Origin of the sequence: Mycobacterium intermedium (genome assembly GCF_002086275.1) — a bacterium.
GTDB lineage: Bacteria > Actinomycetota > Actinomycetes > Mycobacteriales > Mycobacteriaceae > Mycobacterium > Mycobacterium intermedium.
Window position 1 is genome coordinate 128,148 of record NZ_MVHT01000002.1, and the last position, 20,040, is coordinate 148,187.

17 protein-coding genes and 1 tRNA gene are annotated in these 20,040 nt (G+C 64.2%); 11 read left to right on the forward strand and 7 right to left on the reverse strand.

Translation table 11 applies throughout. The annotated features are described in order from the left end of the window. Positions 1 to 23: 23 nt before the first annotated feature. Complete coding sequence (locus BST27_RS01305; protein ID WP_069419056.1) at positions 24 to 3,002, forward strand: UPF0182 family protein; 2,979 nt, start codon at positions 24 to 26, stop codon at positions 3,000 to 3,002. 93 nt (positions 3,003 to 3,095) lie between these two features. Here BST27_RS01305 and BST27_RS01310 read toward each other — a convergent pair whose 3' ends face one another. Further along, positions 3,096 to 4,109, reverse strand: coding sequence for a TIGR03617 family F420-dependent LLM class oxidoreductase (locus BST27_RS01310; RefSeq protein WP_069419082.1), 1,014 nt, complete (start codon positions 4,107 to 4,109; stop codon positions 3,096 to 3,098). 74 nt (positions 4,110 to 4,183) lie between these two features. Here BST27_RS01310 and BST27_RS01315 point away from each other — a divergent pair, with 74 nt between their 5' ends. Next, a complete protein-coding gene (locus BST27_RS01315; protein ID WP_232007256.1) occupies positions 4,184 to 4,711 on the forward strand; it encodes a cupin domain-containing protein in 528 nt (175 codons plus the stop codon). On the opposite strand, the gene BST27_RS01320 is transcribed toward BST27_RS01315, so the two are convergent. Both BST27_RS01320 and BST27_RS01325 read right to left on the reverse strand, forming a co-directional pair. Continuing rightward, positions 4,708 to 5,361, reverse strand: coding sequence for a TetR/AcrR family transcriptional regulator (locus BST27_RS01320; protein ID WP_069419058.1), 654 nt, complete (start codon positions 5,359 to 5,361; stop codon positions 4,708 to 4,710). The genes BST27_RS01315 and BST27_RS01320 overlap by 4 nt on opposite strands. A gap of 60 nt (positions 5,362 to 5,421) precedes the next feature. Further along, positions 5,422 to 6,336 (reverse strand): GlxA family transcriptional regulator, encoded by a 915-nt coding sequence (locus tag BST27_RS01325; RefSeq protein ID WP_232007262.1) that lies wholly within the window; start codon positions 6,334 to 6,336, stop codon positions 5,422 to 5,424. 179 nt (positions 6,337 to 6,515) lie between these two features. Between BST27_RS01325 and BST27_RS01330 the strand changes: the two genes are divergently transcribed. Then, the gene (locus BST27_RS01330; protein ID WP_069419084.1) at positions 6,516 to 7,166 is read left to right on the forward strand and encodes an HD domain-containing protein; all 651 of its coding nucleotides are present in this window, start codon (positions 6,516 to 6,518) and stop codon (positions 7,164 to 7,166) included. Between the two features lie 15 nt (positions 7,167 to 7,181). Next, positions 7,182 to 7,886 carry a nitroreductase family protein gene (locus BST27_RS01335; RefSeq protein WP_069419059.1) on the forward strand — a complete coding sequence of 235 codons (705 nt, stop codon included), beginning with the start codon at positions 7,182 to 7,184 and terminating at the stop codon, positions 7,884 to 7,886. 44 nt (positions 7,887 to 7,930) lie between these two features. Here the strand turns inward: BST27_RS01335 and BST27_RS01340 are convergent, their stop codons facing one another. Continuing rightward, the gene (locus BST27_RS01340) at positions 7,931 to 9,382 is read right to left on the reverse strand and encodes an aldehyde dehydrogenase (RefSeq protein WP_069419085.1); all 1,452 of its coding nucleotides are present in this window, start codon (positions 9,380 to 9,382) and stop codon (positions 7,931 to 7,933) included. A 284-nt stretch (positions 9,383 to 9,666) separates the two neighbouring features. Here BST27_RS01340 and BST27_RS01345 point away from each other — a divergent pair, with 284 nt between their 5' ends. The 6 genes from BST27_RS01345 to BST27_RS01370 all read left to right on the forward strand — a co-directional run bounded on the left by BST27_RS01345 (position 9,667) and on the right by BST27_RS01370 (position 15,543). Beyond that, a complete protein-coding gene (locus BST27_RS01345) occupies positions 9,667 to 10,512 on the forward strand; it encodes a helix-turn-helix domain-containing protein (protein ID WP_232007258.1) in 846 nt (281 codons plus the stop codon). Beyond that, positions 10,505 to 11,836 (forward strand): FAD-dependent oxidoreductase, encoded by a 1,332-nt coding sequence (locus tag BST27_RS01350; protein WP_197518105.1) that lies wholly within the window; start codon positions 10,505 to 10,507, stop codon positions 11,834 to 11,836. The genes BST27_RS01345 and BST27_RS01350 overlap by 8 nt, the downstream gene beginning before the upstream one ends. A gap of 11 nt (positions 11,837 to 11,847) precedes the next feature. Continuing rightward, a complete protein-coding gene (locus tag BST27_RS01355) occupies positions 11,848 to 12,753 on the forward strand; it encodes an SAM-dependent methyltransferase (protein WP_069419061.1) in 906 nt (301 codons plus the stop codon). A 203-nt stretch (positions 12,754 to 12,956) separates the two neighbouring features. Beyond that, complete coding sequence (locus BST27_RS01360; protein ID WP_232007259.1) at positions 12,957 to 13,394, forward strand: styrene oxide isomerase; 438 nt, start codon at positions 12,957 to 12,959, stop codon at positions 13,392 to 13,394. A gap of 5 nt (positions 13,395 to 13,399) precedes the next feature. Further along, complete coding sequence (locus tag BST27_RS01365; RefSeq protein ID WP_069419088.1) at positions 13,400 to 13,993, forward strand: UbiX family flavin prenyltransferase; 594 nt, start codon at positions 13,400 to 13,402, stop codon at positions 13,991 to 13,993. A 32-nt stretch (positions 13,994 to 14,025) separates the two neighbouring features. Then, a complete protein-coding gene (locus BST27_RS01370; protein ID WP_079219880.1) occupies positions 14,026 to 15,543 on the forward strand; it encodes a UbiD family decarboxylase in 1,518 nt (505 codons plus the stop codon). Here BST27_RS01370 and BST27_RS01375 read toward each other — a convergent pair. Then, positions 15,540 to 16,745, reverse strand: coding sequence for an RtcB family protein (locus BST27_RS01375; protein WP_069419063.1), 1,206 nt, complete (start codon positions 16,743 to 16,745; stop codon positions 15,540 to 15,542). The genes BST27_RS01370 and BST27_RS01375 overlap by 4 nt on opposite strands. 189 nt (positions 16,746 to 16,934) lie before the next feature. Here BST27_RS01375 and BST27_RS01380 point away from each other — a divergent pair. After that, positions 16,935 to 17,008 (forward strand) — tRNA-Met (locus BST27_RS01380). A gap of 42 nt (positions 17,009 to 17,050) precedes the next feature. On the opposite strand, the gene BST27_RS01385 is transcribed toward BST27_RS01380, so the two are convergent. Next, positions 17,051 to 17,245: a hypothetical protein gene (locus BST27_RS01385; RefSeq protein WP_069419064.1), complete on the reverse strand. Its 195-nt coding sequence runs from the start codon at positions 17,243 to 17,245 to the stop codon at positions 17,051 to 17,053. A gap of 162 nt (positions 17,246 to 17,407) precedes the next feature. After that, positions 17,408 to 20,040: alkaline phosphatase family protein (locus tag BST27_RS34410; protein WP_083148361.1), on the reverse strand; the 2,633-nt coding region annotated here is incomplete at its 5' end.

Sequence of the window (20,040 nt, forward strand, 5' to 3'; positions counted from 1 at the left end):
AAACAGAGCAGGGAGCGTAGCTAGTGGGAATGCGGCCCACCGCAAGGATGCCGAAACTGACTCGTCGCAGCCGGATCCTGATCACCGTCGCGCTGGGTGTGATCGTCCTGCTGCTCGCCGGTCCGCGGCTGATCGACACTTATGTGGACTGGCTTTGGTTCGGCGAGCTCGGCTATCGGTCGGTGTTCACCACCGTGCTGGTAACTCGCCTGGTGGTGTTTTTCGTGGCAGGCGTGCTCGTCGGCGGCATCGTGTTCGCCGGGCTCGCGTTGGCCTATCGCACCCGGCCCGTCTTCGTTCCGAGCAACGAAAACGATCCGGTGGCGCGGTATCGCGCCGCGGTGATGGGACGTCTGCGCCTGGTGGGCATCGGGGTCCCGACGGCCATCGGGTTGCTGGCCGGTGTGGTCGCGCAGAGCTATTGGGTTCGGGTTCAGCTGTTCCTGCACGGCGGCGACTTCGGTATCAGCGACCCGCAATTCGGCAAGGATCTGGGCTTCTACGCCTTCGAGTTGCCGTTCTACCGGCTGGTGCTCAGCTACGTCTTCGTCGCCGTATTCGTGGCGTTCGTGGCGAATCTGGTGTCGCACTACATCTTCGGCGGCATTCGGCTGTCCGGACGCGCCGGTGCGCTGAGCCGCTCGGCACGTATCCAGCTGGTCACCCTGGCCGGGATCTTGGTGCTGCTCAAAGCCGTTGCCTACTGGCTGGATCGGTACGAACTGCTGTCTCACACCCGCGGCGGCAAGCCGTTCACCGGCGCCGGGTACACCGACATCAACGCGGTACTGCCGGCCAAGCTGATCCTGATGGCCATCGCGTTGATCTGTGCGGCCGCGGTGTTCTCCGCGATCACCCTGCGAGACTTGCGGATTCCGGCCATCGGCTTGGTGTTGTTGCTGCTTTCATCGCTGATCGTGGGCGCCGGCTGGCCGCTGATCGTCGAGCAGTTCAGCGTGAAACCCAATGCCGCGCAGAAGGAAAGCGAATACATCAGCCGAAGTATCGCCGCGACCAGGCAAGCCTATGGCCTGACACCGGATGTGGTGACCTACCGCAATTACGTCGGCGACGGGCAGGCCACCGCCCAGCAGGTAGCCTCTGACCGCGCGACCACGTCCAACATCCGCTTGCTCGACCCCACCATCGTCAGCCCGGCATTCACCCAGTTTCAGCAGGGTAAGAACTTCTACTACTTCCCCGACCAGCTCTCCATCGACCGTTACCTGGACCGCAACGGCAATCTGCGGGACTACGTGGTGGCCGCCCGTGAGCTCAACCCGGACCGGCTGATCGAAAACCAGCGGGACTGGATCAACCGGCACACCGTGTACACGCACGGCAACGGGTTCATCGCCTCGCCGGCCAACACGGTGCGGGGCGTCGCCAATGATCCGAACCAGAACGGCGGCTACCCCGAGTTCCTGGTCAACGTCGTCGGCGCCAACGGCAACGTCGTGTCCGACGGGCCGGCACAACTGGACCAGCCGCGGATCTACTACGGTCCGGTCATCTCGAACACCACGGCCGACTACGCGATCGTCGGAAAGACCGGTGTCGACCGCGAATACGACTACGAGACCAGCACCGAAACCAAGAACTACACCTACACCGGCCTGGGTGGCGTACCGATCGGTGGCTGGTTCGCCCGCACCGTGTTCGCGGCGAAGTTCGCCGAGCGCAACTTCCTGTTCTCCAACGTCATCGGGTCGAACAGCAAGATCCTGTTCAACCGGGATCCGGCGCAGCGGGTGGAAGCGGTGGCGCCCTGGCTGACGACCGACACCGCCGTGTACCCCGCGATCGTCAACAAGCGGTTGCTGTGGATCATCGACGGCTACACCACGCTGGACAACTATCCGTACTCCGAGCTCACTTCGCTGTCGTCGGCGACGGCTGATTCCAACGAGGTGGCGTTCAACCGGCTGGCCCCGGACAAGAAGGTGTCCTACATCCGCAACTCGGTGAAGGCCACGGTTGACGCGTACGACGGCACCGTCACGCTGTACCAGCAGGATGAACAAGACCCGGTGCTGAAGGCCTGGATGAGGGTGTTCCCCGGCACGGTCAAGCCCAAGAGCGACATCACACCCGAGCTGGCGGATCATCTGCGTTACCCCGAGGACCTGTTCAAGGTGCAACGCATGCTGCTGGCGAAGTACCACGTGAACGACCCGGTGACGTTCTTCTCGACGTCGGACTTCTGGGACGTGCCGCTGGACCCGAACCCCACCGCCAGCAGCTATCAGCCGCCGTACTACATCGTCGCGAAAAACATTTACAAGAACGACAACACGGCGTCGTATCAGCTGACCAGCGCGATGAACAGGTTCAAGCGCGACTACCTGGCCGCCTACATCAGCGCCAGCTCCGATCCCGCGACCTACGGCAAGATCACCGTCCTGACCATCCCGGGCCAGGTCAATGGGCCCAAATTGGCGAACAACGCGATCACCACCGATCCGGCGGTGTCTCAGGACCTCGGTGTGATCGGCCGAGACAACCAGAACCGCATCAAGTGGGGCAATCTGCTGACTCTTCCGGTCGGTCAGGGCGGGCTGCTCTACGTCGAACCCGTCTATGCCTCACCGGGATCCAGCGATGCGGCGTCGTCGTATCCGCGGTTGATTCGCGTGGCGATGATGTACAACGACAAGGTCGGCTACGGGCCCACCGTGCGTGATGCGCTCAACACGCTGTTCGGCCCGGGCGCGGGTGATGCAGCGACGGGCATCGTGCCGAACGAGCCCGGGGCGCCACCGCCGGCGGCCGCTAACCCGCCGCCGGCCAATGTGCCGGGTACCACGCCGCCCACGGCCGTCGTGCCGCCTGCCCCGGACGGAGCGACGACGTTGTCGCCGGCCAAAGCTGCTGCGCTGCAAGAGATTCAGTCGGCGATCGGCGCGGCCCGGGACGCGCAGAAGAAAGGCGACTTCGCCGGCTATGGAGCGGCGCTGCAACGCCTCGACGAAGCGATCAACAAGTTCAACGCCGCTCGATAGCCTCGATAGCGAGGCCTCTTGCACCGCGAGCGCGCGTGTTTGTACGGTGACACGCCGTATAAGCCGGCATTTTGCGCGCCCTCGTCATGGCCGTCACCGCTGCAGCTGCCGCGCCACCTCGCCGTAGCGTTCGAAGCGCTCCTGATCGCCGACGGCGTTGTACAGCGCGAGCCGCGTCGCGATGCCCTCGTATTTGTCGGTCAGGGCTTGAGCCAGCCCGTCCCACGTCGATTCCGTGGCGAGCGTGGCGATGTGCTCGTCGGTGATCTGGGCGGCCATACCCGCGAAGTCCCCAGCCTTCTGCTTCTCCCGAATCCGCGCGGTCGTTCCCTCGAAACCGGCTTCGTCCCAGATGAAGGAATAGTTGGGCGTGCTCGAGTAGAAGGCCATGCTGGACCGGACAAGCTGGCGGTCTTTCTCGCGCTCCTCGTCGCTGTCGCCGACGATCGTCAGCACCGGTACGATCACATCGAGGTCCGACGGGGACCGTCCCGCCTTTTCGGCGCCAGCCGCGATGCTGGGCAGCACGTGGCGGGCGAGATAGCCGGGTTCGCCGAGCGGGTGGACGTGTACCCCATCGGCGACCTCGCCGGCCATCCGCAGCATCCACGGATTCACCGCTGCCACATCGACTTTGGGGTCGGGCGCGTCGATGGGGCCCGCACTCCACTGCGGGGTGATGAAGTCCAGGTTGTAGAACTCGCCGTGGTGGTCCAGTTTCCCGGTCCGAAACGCGGCAAAACACGCCTTCACCGCGCGGACGTAGTCGCGCAGCCTCGGACCGGGCCGCTCAAATTCCACGCCGTAGCGGCGCACCACGTGGGTGCGCACTTGCGTTCCCAGACCGAGCCGGAACTTTCCGCCCGTCGCCTCCTGCAATTCCCAGGCGGTGGCCGCGGTGACGAAGGGGCTGCGTGGAAATGCCACGGCGACACCGGTGGACAACTCAAGCCCCGGCGCGGCCTGGGAGGCCACGGCTGCATTGAGGTAGGCGGTGCGGCCGGTCTCGGTGAACAGCATGCCGGAAAAGCCGGCGGCCTGGGTTTGACGGGCCAGCTCTCCAATCCGGCCCAAGGGCTGCGGGGTCATCATCACGTCAATGTGCACGGCGCAACAGTACGCCCGGCCGGTGAGCGGTTCGTGCAAGTGGCTGCAGACATAGAACACCTATAATCAATATGGTGACTATCAAAGACCTGAATGCCGGCGCCCTGTTGTCCCACGTGACTACCGCTCCGCCTGGTCAGAGCCTCGACGTCTTCGGTGCAACGGTCGAATTCCTAAGCCACACCGACGAATTCTGCGTCATGCGCGGGGTGGTGCCGCCAGGGGCCGTGGTGCCGCTGCACCGGCACGCCGACGCCGAGGACTTCCTCATCCTCTCCGGGCAGCAACAGGTACTTGTCTCCGTCGGCAACCAACTGGCTTGGCGGGATGCGTCGGCAGGCGATTACGTACGCATACCCGGCAACGTCATGCACGCTCATCGCAACGTCACCGATGAACCGGCCGTCGACCTCATCATCACCACGTCGCGGCTCGGCAGGTTCTTCGCCGAAATTGGTCGCCCGGTCACGAAGGAGCTGCAGCCGCCGACAGCGGCAGAACTTGCGAAGTTCGTCGAGGCGTCGGCGCGGTACGGATATGTGTTGGCGACACCGCAGGAAAACGCGGCCTACGGCATCAACATGCCCGTGTTTTCGGGCTAACTAAGGTCGGGCCGGATCAACGCCGTGAACGTTTGCGCCAGCAGCCATCGCTCGGCGTCATCCCAGGACCAGCCACACTCGGCGACGAGTCGGTGCCAAGCCTCGTGTCCGAAGTAGAACCACAGGATGTCGGTGGCTTTGGCCTCGGTCACGCCGCGAGGCAGCGCCTTGAGTGTGCGAAGCCTGCGTGCGATCTGGCCCAACGCCTGCCGGTAACCCGCGTCGGACTGCCGAAGGATATCGGTTGCCGTAGCGTCAACTGCCGCAGCGTATTTCATCACTTCGATGATGTCGTGATAGCGCTCGTTGTCCACCCGAGTCCCATGCGCGGTGATCTTGAGGACGTCGGCCGCGGACTTGGCCTTGCGCACTGAGGTGAGGGTTTCGGCGACGATGGGGTCTTGCATCGCCTCTTCGATGAGCGTTGCCAGGATTGCCGTCTTGCCGCCGGTGCTCGTGTAGACCGTGGGTGGCGCCAGGTCTGCCTCGTTCGCGATGTCGGCGACGGTTACCTTGCCGTAGCCGCGCTCGAGGAACAGTCGCATCGCGGTGTCGAGGATGTTTCTGCGCGTCTCCAGCGCCCCTTTCGTCCGAAGCGCCGACCGGTAGGTTCGGGAGGATTTGACCGGCTTGGCTTTGGCTGCCGGCATTGGCTTCCTTCGAGGCAGGGGACGCGGTCTTTTAGAGGATATCTGTAATGAATATGGCATTCAGCTGCGGGACGCGGTGTGGAATCTGTCCCGGTACGCCTTAGGGGTGATGCCGAGGTGGCTCAGAAACACCCGCCGCAGCGTTTCGGGCGTGCCGAAGCCCGCCAAGCGCGCGGTCTCGCCCACACTGCGGCCGGCGTCGAGTGCTGCGCGGGCGGCATCGATGCGCACCAACTCCACATAACGGGCCGGCGTGGTGCCGAGCTCGGACTGGAAGAGCCGCGTCAACTGCCGGGTGCTCAACGAAGCCTGCACCGCAAGCGAATTCACGCTGTGGTTGGCAGCGGGGTTCGCCGAGATAGCATCGGTGGCCTTGCGCAGCGGAGACTCCGGCGGCGGGTCGGCCTCGACAAGCACCGAGAATTGCGACTGGCCGCCCGCGCGTTTGAGGTAGACGACCAACCAGCGGGCCACGGCGCGCACCAGGTCGGTGCCGTGATCCGCTTCGACCAGCGCCAGCGCCAGGTCGATGCCGGCCGATATCCCGGCTGAGGTGAAGATGTCGCCGTCGCGGACGAAAATCGCGTCGGGCTCGACGGTGATCTGAGGGAAAGCCTGAGCGAACAGCCGGACATCGTGCCAGTGCGTGGTCGCGCGCCGGCCGTTGAGCAGACCGGCCTGCGCAAGGACGAACGAACCGGTGCAGATTGACGCCAGCCGATTGGTCCGGCCCGCGATCGATCTGACCGCCTCGACGAGTGCAGGGTCGATGGGCCGCCGGGGCAGGTGGTCGCTGCCGGCGACCATGACGGTGTCGGCCGCTTCGATCTCGGAAATGGCGTCGGTCACGCCCAACCGGGTGCCGATCGAAGTGACGACGTCGTCGCCGTCAACCGATGCGACCTTCAGGCGGTAGTCGGCGCCGAACCGGTTGGCCTCGGCAAAGACCTCGCCCGCGCCCGCGACGTCCAGCATCGTCACGTCGTCGAACACGACGATGACCACCACCCGGGGAGCACCACTGCCGTTGGTTGCAGGCCGCACCCGTCCATTCTGCTGGCTGGTGTCGCTTTTTGTGGGAATCACGGCGCAAACGCCAAGGCCCGGTGTGGGTGCATCCGCTCACACTGATCACACCAACCAAGGAGGAACCCATGACCACTCAATCGATCGAAACCATCGCGGGTATCATCGTCCCGGATACACCGCTGGTACGCGACGTCACCGAATACATCCGCGACGTCGAAGACGATCTGCTTTTCGACCATTCCCGACGGGTGTTCCTGTTCGGGGCGCTGCACGGTCGCCGGCTGGGTCTGCAGCCCGACCTGGAGTTGCTGTACGTCGGTGCGATGTTTCACGACATTGGGCTGACGCCGCGCTACCGGGAGTCCATGTTGCGCTTTGAGGTCGACGGCGCCAACGCGGCGCGCGACTTCCTGCTTGAGCGTGGTTACGACCGGGCCGACGCCGAGAAGGTGTGGCTGGGCATCGCCCTGCACACGACGCCGGGCGTGCCGGAATTCCTGGACCCCGAAATCGCTTTGGTCACAGCCGGTGTCGAGACCGACGTGCTCGGCATGGGCCGCGAGGACCTGGTGCCCGAGGCGCTGGACGCCGTGACAGCGGCACACCCGCGGCCGGACTTCAAAAATCGCATTATCTCGGCGTTCAACGAGGGCATGAAGCACCGCCCGGAGAGCACCTTCGGCACCATGAACGACGACGTGCTCGCGCACTTCGACCCGAACTTCAAGCGAGCGAACTTCGTGGACATCATCCGCAACAACAGCTGGCCCGAGTAGTGGAAGGAGTGACCGATGGACATTTACGAGGCGCTGTACACGACCAGAATGATGCGGCGGTTGCGGCCCGACCCGATCCCGCTGGACACCCAGGCGCGGATCCTCGATGCCGCCGTTCGTGCGCCGAACGGCGGAAACACCCAACGCTGGCACTTCCTTGCGGTGGACGACCCGAAACTGAAAGGCCAGTTGGCTCAACTGTTTCGGCAGGCCCGCGCTGTGGAATACGAGAAGTTCAGCTCGGGGATGGGGCCTATGGCCGTGGCGGCACCAGGCGTGGATCCAACAGCGCACGCCGAGAATATGCGCCGGATCAAGGGTTCGGGAAATTACCTTGCCGACCACTTTGAAGAGATTCCGTTGTTGTTCTTCGTCTTCGCTATCGACGATCTTGGTGGCGCCAACATCTATCCGGCGATCTGGAGCGCGCTGCTCGCCGCGCGTGCCGAGGGAGTCGGCGGTGTCATGACCATGGTGCTCCGCAACTGCGAGGACAAGGTGAACGAGTTGCTGGGCGTGCCGGTCGAGGAGGGCTGGAAGATGTCGGCCATGCTGGCCCTCGGCTACCCGCGGGGTCGGTGGGGTGTCGCCGCCAACCGGCTTCCGGTGCAGGAGGTCTCGTCCCGAAACCACTGGGACGCGCCATTCGGGGTCGAGGTACCGCAGCCGTTGTGGCCGCCTCAGGATGGAACTGAAACGGTCCTGACGGCCGTCGGATAGCCGTTCGTGCCGAGCTTTTCGGGTCGGCCACGTCGCGGGCGAGTTCACCGTGCTGCAGCGGCGCCGGCGGCGTGGAAGATCGACTTGGTCGTTTGATAGGCGGCCAAACCCTCAGGGCCGAGTTCACGGCCGAAGCCGCTCGCTTTGATGCCGCCAAAGGGTGCGCCCAAGTCGGGCTGATACATGTTGATGCCGATGGTTCCCGTGTGCACGGCGCGGGCAAGCTGGGTCGCCCGCGCCTCGTCGGATGACCACACACTGCCAGCAAGGCCGAACTCTGAGTCGTTGGCGATGTCGATCGCTTCGCGGTCCGATTCGTAGGGGATCACCGTCAGCACAGGTCCGAAGATCTCGTCACGGGCTATTCGCGCCGAATTGGGCACGTCGGCAAAAACTGTCGGCGCCACATACCAGCCTCGGCGGCAATCTGCCGGTACGCCGCCTCCCGTGACGATTCGGGCGCCTTCCGCCTTGCCGATCTCGATGTAGTTCAATACCCGTTCCCGCTGACGCGAACTGACCAGTGGACCGATGTCGACGTTCTCGTCGAGCGGGTTTCCGACGACCAGATCGTCGGCCATTTCCGTCAGCGCGTCGACGAATTCCCCGTAGCGACTGCGCGGCGCGAGGATCCGCGTACCGGCATAACACAATTGGCCGTTGTTACCGAAGGACACCGACCGCAGCCCTTGAATGGTGGGTCCCAATTGGGCGTCGTCCAGGATGATGGCGGCCGATTTCCCGCCCAACTCCAGGGTTATCGGACGGACAAGTTGCCCGCAGGTCTGCCCGATGAGCCGTCCCGTGTCCGTCGATCCGGTGAAAGCCACTTTGTCGATATCGCGGTGACCTACCAAATACGCGCCGGTCTCGCGCCCACCCGGAATTACGTTGAGGACGCCGGGCGGTAGCCCCGCTTCTTCGGCTGCCTCTGCGATCGCCAGCGCGTCCAGCGCTGTCTCGGGCGCCGGTTTCAAGACCACGGTGCAGCCCGCTGCCAGTGCCGGGGCCAGCTTCATCGCGGCCAGGAGTTGAGGCACATTCCACGGCACGATGGCGCCCACCACGCCGATCGGCTCGCGGCGCACCAGGGTGTGCCCGACCAGACTCGGCCTGAATTCCTCGATGTCGAACGTGTCTATCAGTCCTGCGTAGTAGCGGAATATCACCGCCGGCAGGAAGCCATTCGCTTGCCGAGAGTACGTGATGGGGGCGCCCGTCTCCCGGCTGCACAGCTCACTCGTATGGAGCGCAAGTGCCTCGAGTGCGTCGGCCAGCGTAAACAGGGCTTTGGCGCGATCGGCGGCCGGAGTCGACCGCCAGTCGGGGAGTGCGCGCCGGGCCGCCGCCACGGCGTCGTCGATATCGGCGCGGGTAGCGCTCGCTCCTAGTCCCAGGACCTTTTCCGTCGCCGCTTCTATTACCGGCTCGACATTGTCGGCGTCGCGGAATTTCCCGTCGGCAAACAACTTTCCCTCAACTAAATCCACTGCGATCCTTTCGTCGGTCACCCTTCTACCGCAGATGCGCCAGCCAACGCGTGTCTGTGTCGTGTGCCCTGTACACGCAGTGCGCATCAAATTGACGTGTCGCTATTTGAAGGAAATCTGTCTTAATACCCGGACCTTGGCGGATCGTCTCCGACCACACACTGGCACTTGTGATTTCGCGATCATTCAACGAATCCTCGTGCACGCATACGGCAGCCAGCGCACCGGAAAACATCGCGGGTGCGGTGGGGTTCGCGCCACACAGGCGCATCACGTCAGCCGGCCACGGTGTGTCGGCAGCGATCTGGCGCTTTCGCGGCGAACGGGTCTACGAATTGCGGGGGCCGGCGCGGGAAGGCATAGACCTGGTCTCCCTTGCGCTCAGCGGCAACCACCACCACATCTACTTCGGGAACGGGCGGAAGAAATGGAGCCGCCCGCATCCGGCCTTCCACATGAATCTGGTTGCGGCCGGCGAACGTCCCCGAGGGATATTCAGGTCAGAGCAGCCATTCAGTTACCTACACGTGTATCTACCGCACAGGCTGGTCGAACGTGTCGCCGCGCAGAGCGGTGTTATGAAGGCGGCCGGCTCCGTAACGCTTATAGACCCGATGTGCTCGCGTGATCCGTTCGTGGAGAACATCGCCCGTCAGATCGTTCGCGAAATGAGCTACCCAGACGCGTATTCGGCTATGACGATCGATTTGCTCGCCCAACATCTGGTCGTCCGCCTTATCCGGGAGCATTCCAGTCTTTCCGGTTCCATTACCCGAACGGAGAGAAGTGTTGCCGGGTACCGTGATTGGCGCCTGAAGCGGCTGGTCGAGTATCTCGAAGCCCACGTGTCCGATGATGTCGGCCTAAACGACCTGGCCGAACTGGTGGGACTGTCAGCGGCACGCGTGGCAACACTGTTCCGTGAAGGAACAGGAGAGCCACCGCATCGGTGGTTGATGAACCGCCGTGTCACCAAGGCGTGTGAGCTGTTGGGCAACCCCTCCTTGAGTATCGGCGAGATCGCGCAGCAATGCGGATTTGCCAGTCCACAACATCTGGCGACTGTGATGCGCCGGCTGCTCGCCACCACACCCACCGAATTTCGTGCCAGCAAGCTTGGAGCTGACATTGTCTGAACCGAAAGGTAATGCCGTAGTCCTGGGGGCCGGTATCGCCGGACTGCTGGCAGCGCGGGTGCTTGCCGATTTCTACGGTTATGTGACCGTCGTCGAACGTGATTCATTGCCCAACGGACCGCGCAACCGTCGGGGAGTGCCCCAGGGCGGGTTGCCGCACATCCCGACGGCACGCGCCACACAAAGCATGGAAAAGCTGTTCCCCGGCTTCCTTGCCGACCTTGTCGCCGGCGGTGCGCGGGTGTGGGACGACGGTGATCTGTCGCGACTCTGCATGAACTTCGGCGGGCACCAACTGTTGCGGTCCGGCACCATTCCCGACCCCGGTTCGATCGTCGTCCACTACGCGCATCGGCCATTTCTCGAATGGCGGCTGCGCCGCCGCGTTTTGGACATTCCCAACGTGACGTTTGCCGAGGCCCACGACGCGGTGCGGCTGACTTCGACCGGGCAGCTCGGCCGGGTGACCGGCGTGGTGTTGGCCCGGCGCGACTCCGGTGCCGAACGAACCCTTTTGGCGGACCTGGTGGTGGATGCCACCGGCCGCGGCTCCCGGACGCCGGTCTTGCTGGAGCAATTGGGCTATCCTCGTCCGCCGGAAAGTGAACTGAAGGTGCATGTCACCTACTCCGGTCTGCCGGTCTACGTTGCGCCAGGCAGGTTGCGGGAGAACATCACCCTCACGGCGGCCGAGCCAAAGCGCCCACTGGCTTTCGCCATGTTCGCCGGCGAGAACGACAACTACATGCTGGCGGTGCAGACACTGGCTGGGCGTCCGGCGCCGACCGACCGCGCCTCGTTGTTCGACTGCCTGACCGACGTCGCACCACCACATGTGCTAGCGGCCGCGCGGTGCGCGGAACCACTCGCCGACCTCATGCAGTACAAATTCCGGGCCAACCGTTGGCGGCACTACGAAAGGCTGACCCACCGGCCGGATGGCCTGATCGTAATGGGCGACGCGATGTGCACCTTCAACCCGCTCTACGGCCAGGGCATGACGATCGCCGCCATCGAGGCCTTAATCCTGCGCGATTGTCTGCGCCACGGCGACGAAGATCTGCCGCGGCGCTTCTTTCGCCGCGCGGCGAAAGAAGCGGGCGTGGCTTGGCGGATGGCGGTGAGTTCTGACCTCGCGCTGCCGCAGATAGCGGGGAAGCGAACCGCGTCGGTGCGGATCCGAAACGCGGTTGTTGACCGCATGGTCACGGCGGCAGAAACCGATCCGCTGGTGGTACAGCGATTCCTGCACCTGATGAACATGGTCGGCCGCCGCGGGCCGCTCACCACTGCATCGACATTGTTGCGCACCGTATTTCGATGAGAAGGGACAACATGGCAAGAACTGAGAACGACACCTGGGACCTCGCGACGAGCGTGGGTGCGACGGCCACCATGGTCGCTGCGGCCAGGGCAGCGGCCAGTCGGCAGCCGAATCCGATCATCAACGATCCGTACGCCGCACCACTGGTCTGCGCTGCCGGTGTCGAATTCTTCGCGCGGTTGGCACGCGGTGACATCGAGTATTCCGATCTCGGAAGTGCTTGGATAGCCGACTTCTTCGCGGTACGGGCGCACTTCTTCGACCAGTTCTTCCCAGACGCGATGGCGGCCGGTATCCAGCAGGCGGTGATCGTCGGCTCGGGGCTGGACTCCCGTATCTACCGGCTGGCATGGCCGGCGGAAGCCGTGGTCTACGAGATCGATCAACCCGCGGTGCTTGAGTTCAAAACCTCGACGTTGGCCGAAATCGGCGCGAGTCCGTTGGCTGAATTGCGCACGGTGGGAACCGATCTGCGCCAGGACTGGCCAGCGGCGCTGCGGGAGGCAGGCTTTGACAGCTCAAGTCCCAGCGCGTGGATGCTCGAGGGACTGATGATCGGATATCTCCCCGGTGACGCGCAGAACCGGATGTTGGACGACATCACCGCACTCAGCGCCCAGGGCAGCCGACTTGTCGCCGACCATCTACCACGCGGGGCCCAGTCCATCGGAGCCTTGATGGAGGAGCTTGCTGGAGCCTGGCGACAGTACGGGCTCGACGCCGACCTCAGCGGGCTGACGTATACGCATGAACGCAACGACGCAGACAATTACTTGCAAACGCACGGGTGGGCCACCACCTCGCGCGAATTGAGCGATCTGCTGCAGGCGGCGGGGGTGCCGGCCGGTGACATGGACACCAGCTCCAACGGGCAGGGCGCAATCAGATACTTGCTCGCCGCGCGGACCGCCCGATGACCCAAAGTGTGGGAAAGACGTCTCGTTGGCCTAGTTAGCTGTACGGCCGCGGTGCGCATGCTTAACGCATGAGTTCGAAGGCGCAATCCGTACCGCGATGGTGCATCGCGGCCTCGTGCGGAAGCGTCCGGGCGACCGTGCTGGTGGGCCGGGATTCGAACCCGAGAACTTTGACACCTCAACGGTTCGAGGAGGTGGTCCCCATGACCGAATTGCAAGTGACGGGACGGCGTTTGGTTTGGCATGGCATGTTGCTATTCCTGGTCGGCCTAGTGACAGGAACCCAGCAGCGGCGCTTCACCAACATGCGCATGGCGCTTTCGGCGCACCTGGAAGGGGTGATGAACGGCACCTTCCTGATCGCGCTGGGTGCGATCTGGACCCAGGTCAAGCTGCCGCCCAATCTTCGTCGCGCGGCCCGATGGACGACCCTCTACGGCACCTACGGCAACTGGTTGTTCACCACGGTTGGCGCCGCGCTCGGCACCGCCGCCGCCAATCCGACGCTATCGCAGGGACATCACGGCAAGCCGTGGCAGGAACGTCTGGTTCTGCTCGGTTTCCGGAGCATGCGGTACGCGTTCCTCACCGCAGTAGTGCTGATCGTTTCGGGCTTGACCCGTGGGCTGTCCGAGGAGTGATCATCATGCGTTTGATAGTTGGCATGACCGGTGCAACCGGAGCCGCTCTAGGTATCCGGCTGCTTGAAGTTCTGCGCGACCTTGACGTCGAAACTCATCTCGTACTGAGTGATTGGGCCCGCGCGACCATCAAAATGGAGACGGATCACAGTGTCAACGACGTCCGGGCTTTGGCATCACACGCATACAGCGCCCGCGACCTCGCGGCCGGCATTTCCAGTGGGTCCTTCCGCACGGACGGCATGGTTGTCTGTCCGTGCAGCATGAAGACGTTGAGCGCCATTCGAATTGGCTTCAGCGACAACCTGATCACCCGTGCCGCTGACGTAACCCTGAAGGAACGCCGCAAGCTGGTTCTGGTTGCGCGTGAGGCGCCGTTGAGCGAGATCCATTTGGAAAACATGCATTACTTGGCGCGGATGGGTGCGGTGATCTTCCCGCCGACAGTGGCCTACTACGCGCGACCCACCTCCATCGACGAGGCGACGAACTACGTCGTCGGCCGGGTCATCGACCAACTCGGTATCGAGCACGACCTGATCAAACGCTGGAAAGACGGCGTGAATGGCACGCGATCGGTTGCAGGCGTGACACTGTGAGCAACGAACTGGTACCCGACCTGAGGAGTTGGATGGCGACCCTCGAGGCCGCAGGCCAGCTGCGGCACATCACGGCCCGCGTCGACTGGGATGAGGAAATCGGTGCGATCACCCGGGCGAATCTGTCCCTGGGTGGACCAGCGCTGCTGTTCGAGAACATCGTCGGGCATGAAGACACCCGGTGCACCAAGTTTCTGACGTCGGCGATCGGAAACCGGTGTCAGATCCGGCTCATGCTGGGTCTGCCGCCCAGTTCCAGCGATGCCGCCGTCGTGCGTCACCTCAAAGACGCGTTCCTGAAACCGATTCCGCCGCGCATTGTGCAGACCGGTCCGGTGAAAGAGAACAGCATCGCGGGCGATCAGATCGACCTCTGGCAGTTTCCGGCGCCGAAATGGCATGCCGCCGACGGCGGTCGGTATATCGACACGTTCTGCGGTGTGGTGACCGAAGACAAGGTGACCGGACGCGACAACATCGGGGTCTACCGCGGCATGATCGTCGACCGCGACAAGATTGCCAAGCTGTTGGCGCCCATCCAAGGTTGGGGCGGTCATCTTCAGCAGTACAAGCCCGAGCCGATGCCGGTGGCCATCGTCTACGGCTGGCACGACGTATTGCCGTTTTGTGCAGGCAGTCCGTTTCCGAAAGATGTCTGCGAGTGGGACATGATGGGCGCGCTGCTCGGCCGGCCGGTAGATCTGGTGGCGTGCGAAACGGTGCCGTTGCATGTCCCGGCGAGCGCCGAGATCGTCGTCGAGGGTTACGTCGACCCTGACCCGGCTACCTTTGTGCCCGAGGGCCCGTTCGCGGAATACCCCGGGTACCTCGATGGCCATGCGGCACCGACGCCGGTGCTGCAGGTCACCCGGATTACCCATCGCAATGACCCGGTGCTGCGGGGCTCGCTGGAAGGCATGCGGCCGGGATTCCTCGTCGAAGACTCGATGATCAACTACGCCCGCTCCGCCATCGCCTGGAACGTGCTTGAAAGCGCCGGCGTCCGGGGCGTGACCGATGTGTGGATGTCGCAGGTGTCGAATGGCACCAACATCGTTGTTCAGGTCCACAAGGCTTACCGCGGTCACGCGCAGCAGGTCGCCGCGGCGCTGTGGGGTACCAGCGGATCCATCTGGTTCTACAAGAACGTGATGGTCGTTGAGGAGGACATCGACATCCACGATCCGCAGGCACTCGACTGGGCGATGGCCTACCGTGTCAACGTCGGCCTCGGCGACATCTCGTTCTATGGGCCGACACTCGGCTCACCGCTGGATCCCTCCACGCCACCCGAGAAGGCAGACATGGGCAAGTACGGCAGCGGCGAATGGACGAGGGTGCTCATCGACGCGACGCGAAGCTGGGAGTTCGAGCCGCGCCCGGAGTGGGGCGGGCGCCACTATCCGGCGGTCAACAAGATCTCACCGGCACTGGAAGCCCGGGTCGCCGCCCGCTGGGACGAACTGGGAATCGGCATCGCGTATCTCAGTGCGGACCGCCGTGAACTGCTGACGATGGAGCAGCTCAGCCGGCGCCTGCCGGACGTCTAGGTGCCCTTGACGTTCATGATCTGCCGCAACGAGGTGACGATTTCGACGAGTGGTTCCGCGTCCGTCATCACCTGGTCGATGTCCTTATAGGCCTGCGGAATCTCGTCGATCCATTCCTTGCCGTGCCGGTATTCGATGCCCGCCATGGCCGCTGCCAGATCCTGCTCGGTAAAGAGCTTCTTGGCTTTTGTCCGGCTGAACCGGCGGCCGGCCCCGTGCGGAGCCGACCACAAGCCGTCGGCGTTTCCCTTGCCGCGCACGATGTATGAGCGCGTGCCCATCGAGCCGGGGATGATGCCCAGCTTGCCCTCGGTCGCGTCGATTGCGCCCTTGCGCGTCAGCCAGACAGCCTCGCCGTCGATTTGCGTCGGGACCGTGTAGTTGTGGTGCGTGTTGATTCGCTCCAACTCCACACGTTGCGCTTGCACACCCAGCCACCGAGCGAATACGTGGACAAAGCGATCCATCATCTCGGCGCGGTTGAGGTAGGCGAAGCGCTGAGCCCACTCCAAATCCTTGATATACCGGTCGAATTCGGGAGTTCCCTCCTTGAGGAACGCAAGGTCGTGGTTCGGCAGCTTGACCGAGGGGTCCTTTGTGCATTGCTGCAGCGCGATCTTGATGTGCCGCTGTGCAATCTTGTTGCCGACGCCGCGCGAGCCGCTGTGCAGGAACAGCCAGACGTTGTCATCGGTGTCCAGACACAATTCGATGAAGTGGTTCCCGCCGCCCAGAGATCCCAACTGCTCCATCCACTTTGGGCTGTGCGACAGGTCGACCTCGAGGTCGTCCTGCAGCTTGAGCAGTTCGTTGTGCTTTTTGGTGGTGAACGGAAACCGCCGCAGCGACTTGTTGTAGTTGCCCGGCGACAGCGGAATTGCGTCCTCGACCGCGCGCCGCAGTTGAGGCAGCTTTCGCCGGTAGTCGCCACCGAACTTTGCCGACAGATCGTCTTCGGTGAAGCGTGTCTTGGCCGCGACCATGCCACACCCGATGTCCACCCCGACCGCCGCCGGGATGACCGCGCCTTTGGTGGGGATGACCGTTCCGACGGCCGAGCCCTTGCCCAGGTGGGCGTCGGGCATCAGGGAGACGTGCGGATGCACGAACGGCATCGACGCGGTCGTCTTTGCCTGCGCGATGGTGTCGCCTTCGATTTCCGAAGCGAAGTTCAGCAGCTTCTCTCCGATGCGTTGTGACATGTCGATCTCCTTGAGCGCTGTTGCGATGGGCCGGCGCCGAAGGGGTCCGTGGGCGACTAGCTGTCGGATGTTATCCATCTCCAATGTGCCCCGGCAACGGATTTTCGTCCAGATCGGACGGCTCATAAGCGCTGTTCAGAGCCCGATTTGGCCAGGTTCGCTCGCGTTCGGTAACCTTGCATTCACCGACGCGGGGTGGAGCAGCTCGGTAGCTCGCTGGGCTCATAACCCAGAGGTCGCAGGTTCGAATCCTGTCCCCGCTACTAGCGAGAAAGGCCCTCAGGCGCAAGCCTGGGGGCCATTTTCTATGGCGATTCGATGGCGGTGTGCCATTCCTGTTCGGTGAGGTGGACTCGCCCTTCGACGCTGAGCTGGGATTTACAGCGACCCGCTCGAGTTGCGGCGAGCGCCATAACTTCGTTGCCGGCGATGAGCTGCTCAGAAAAGCCGTTGGCCAGCAAGAAGCCGAAGTGCCAGGGACCGGGTCTTTCTGCGGTCAACGCCGGGAATGCGTGTAGATGCTGGCATCAACGCGCAGCTTGTCGATTTCTTCGGCGCAGCTCACGGGCTGGTGAGGCGACCGACGATGATTTGACTAAGCAGCAAGATCGGCCGCATCACCTCGGCTGACATGTTGGTTCCGGCGGCGGCACCCGACGCCGTTAAGACCAAAAATCATTCATCGGTGTCGCGTACATGTCATTAAACGTCAATGGCGCCAACGGAACTCCCACTGCTGGACCGAGCGCGTACTCAATCGTCGACATCAGACTGTACTGGTCGTAATACGAGTTGGTGGTGAACTGGCCTGACAGCATTCCCGCGTTCACGGCGCCCTGGTTGGGGATGACGATCATCGGAACGTGGTTGCCCTGGTTGCCGATGCCCAGTCCCAGATTGTTGAAGTCCTCGTCCCACGTGATGATGATCACGTCACGCTGATTGGCCGTGTTCCATGCGGTCGAGTTCTGAATGAGTGAGACCTGTTGTTGCAGGAACTGGTCGCCGGCGGCGACGTTGTACTGGTGATTGGTGAGCTGGCTGCCGACGAAGTTAAGGATGCCCAGGGGCGAATCGACCGGGCCTTCCATGTCATTGGCGTTGTTGGCGACGATCCAGCTGAACCGCGGGGTGGTGTTCGCGTTCTGCAGATCGATGCTCAATTGCGTCAGCGGGAGCAGGTGCTGCTGCTGGTAGGCGACTGTGTTGTTGAAGACGTAGCTGTACTGAGCAGCGGGTATCTGGAAGGTGCTGTAGTCACCCGCGGACACCAGCGCGCCAGGGTAAGGCATGCTCTGCGCATAGTTGGCCCACGAAATGTTCGCGCCATCCATCTCCTGCATGAGGCTCGGTGCGTTGATGGAGGGCGGGTTGGGGTTGTAGGTGAGGCCGAAGTCCGAGCCGCCCAGGATCCGGAAGTAGTTGGGAGCGCTGGGATGGCTGTTGGCGAAGTAGTTGTTGGCCGACCCGTAGGTGTTCAGCAGGCTGTTGATGTAGGGCGCATTGACACTGCCGACGATGTCCGTGAAGCCGTGATTCTCCATGTAGATCAGGAACACGTGATCGAGTTGGCCGACATTGGAACTCGGAACGGTCAGCGGTGCCGGGGTCAGGCCGGGAGCGCCGACGGTGAAGGACAGGTTGTCGGCGTAGGCGTTGTTGTAGTGGTTCGTGATGGGGTTGCTGTCGTTGAACGTGGCGGTGACGACCGCGGAGGTGGTGCCCGCCGGGATCGTCCCGGAGACTGACCGTGGCTGTAACCCAGTGATCCCCAGACGATCCAGCACCGACACTGAGGTGGTCGAGCCGGTGCCCAGAACAGCGCCGCTCGAGTTGAGGAAGGTGACCTGCAGGGAGGTCGAGGACGGGTCGATGAGCGCTCCGCCGAGCAGTCCAGTGAGCGTGTAAGGCGTTGTGCCCGTATTGATCTTGGCTGCCGCGGCGGTGAGGTCGACGGTTTGTCTGATGCTGGACGTGGCCACGGGGCCGCCGCCACCGAAATTGGCACCGGCCCCCGGCGGCGCCGTGCCCGGGAAGCCCAGGAAACTCGGCAGGTCGGGGAACGGGAATGAGACTCCCAACACATAGCTGACGCGGGGGGTGCCGTAAGCGATGATGGTCGGGGTGCCACTAACCGACCAGCCTGGGTAGGTCACCGAGCTGGTGCCCGACGGTGACGGGGTGGCAATTTCGAAGTTCCCGTTGACCAACAGGTTCGGGCTCATCGGCAAGCCGGGAATCCCGGTCAGGCCCAACAGGGTTCCGCCGGTGCCGATGGTGCCGGGGCCGCCCAGCAAAGCGAGCGTCGCCGCGTTGCCGGCGTTGCCGCCGTTGCCGCCGTTGCCGATCAGCAGGGCACCGCCGCCGATTCCGCCGTTCCCGCTACCGAAACCGGGGGCACCTTCGGCGCCGGTCCCACCGGGACCGCCGTCACCCAGCAGCGTTCCGCCGACTCCGCCGTGGCCGCCGGTCCCGCCGGTGCCGGCCGCGGAGAAGCCGCCGGTTCCACCGGCTCCGCCGGAACCGAACAAAGTCGCGTTGCCACCCGGTCCGCCCTGGCCGCCGGGGGTCAGCAGGAGCGACGCTCCCGCCGTGCCGCCGGTACCGCCGGAGCCCCCGGAGCCAAGCCAGCCGGCGATGCCTCCACCTCCGCCAAGACCGCCACCACCGCTGCCCATTATGGGCTGCAGCACCGATCCGCCGGCCCCACCGGAGCCGCCGGCACCGGCGAATTGTCCGCCCGCACCGCCACTTCCGCCTGGACCGCCGGTGCCGGCCAGGCTGGCTCCGCCATCCCCGCCGACACCGCCGGCGCCGACCACGGAGCCGCCGATAGTGCCGGATCCGCCGCCGAACAGCGAACTGGCGATGCCGGCGGCGCCACCGGCTCCGCCCGCACCTCCGGTGGTGCCGGCTCCGCCGACCCCCCCGTTACCGCCACCGGCACCGACCAGGCCGCTCAGTGCCCCGCCGGCGCCACCGGATCCGCCGGCCCCGCCGAGGGCACCGGGGATCGTGACATCGGCCATGGCGCCGGTCCCGCCGACCCCACCGCCGCCGAACAGCCCACCGGTTCCGCCGGCTCCACCACCGCCGCCGTTGCCGTCGGCGCCGACCGCACCCGCTCCACCGGACCCGGCGTTGCCGTAGAACAAGCCGCCGTTGCCGCCCTGGCCGCCGGATCGGCCGACACCGGACGCGCCGAACCCGCCGGCCCCACCGGTGCCGCCGTTTCCACCGTTACCGCCGGCGCCGCCCGCGCCGCCGTTGCCGGCGTTGCCGCCCGCGCCGTTGT

Bases quoted from the DNA above. Each gene is read 5' to 3' on its own strand.
- BST27_RS01320 (WP_069419058.1), bottom strand. From the start codon at position 5,361: ATGCCGGCAGCCAAAGCCAAGCCGGTCAAATCCTCCCGAACCTACCGG.
- BST27_RS01325 (WP_232007262.1), bottom strand. From the start codon at position 6,336: ATGCTGGACGTCGCGGGCGCGGGCGAGGTCTTTGCCGAGGCCAACCGG.
- BST27_RS01330 (WP_069419084.1), top strand. From the start codon at position 6,516: ATGACCACTCAATCGATCGAAACCATCGCGGGTATCATCGTCCCGGAT.
- BST27_RS01335 (WP_069419059.1), top strand. From the start codon at position 7,182: ATGGACATTTACGAGGCGCTGTACACGACCAGAATGATGCGGCGGTTG.
- BST27_RS01355 (WP_069419061.1), top strand. From the start codon at position 11,848: ATGGCAAGAACTGAGAACGACACCTGGGACCTCGCGACGAGCGTGGGT.
- BST27_RS01360 (WP_232007259.1), top strand. From the start codon at position 12,957: ATGACCGAATTGCAAGTGACGGGACGGCGTTTGGTTTGGCATGGCATG.
- BST27_RS01365 (WP_069419088.1), top strand. From the start codon at position 13,400: ATGCGTTTGATAGTTGGCATGACCGGTGCAACCGGAGCCGCTCTAGGT.
- BST27_RS01370 (WP_079219880.1), top strand. From the start codon at position 14,026: ATGGCGACCCTCGAGGCCGCAGGCCAGCTGCGGCACATCACGGCCCGC.
- BST27_RS01375 (WP_069419063.1), bottom strand. From the start codon at position 16,745: ATGTCACAACGCATCGGAGAGAAGCTGCTGAACTTCGCTTCGGAAATC.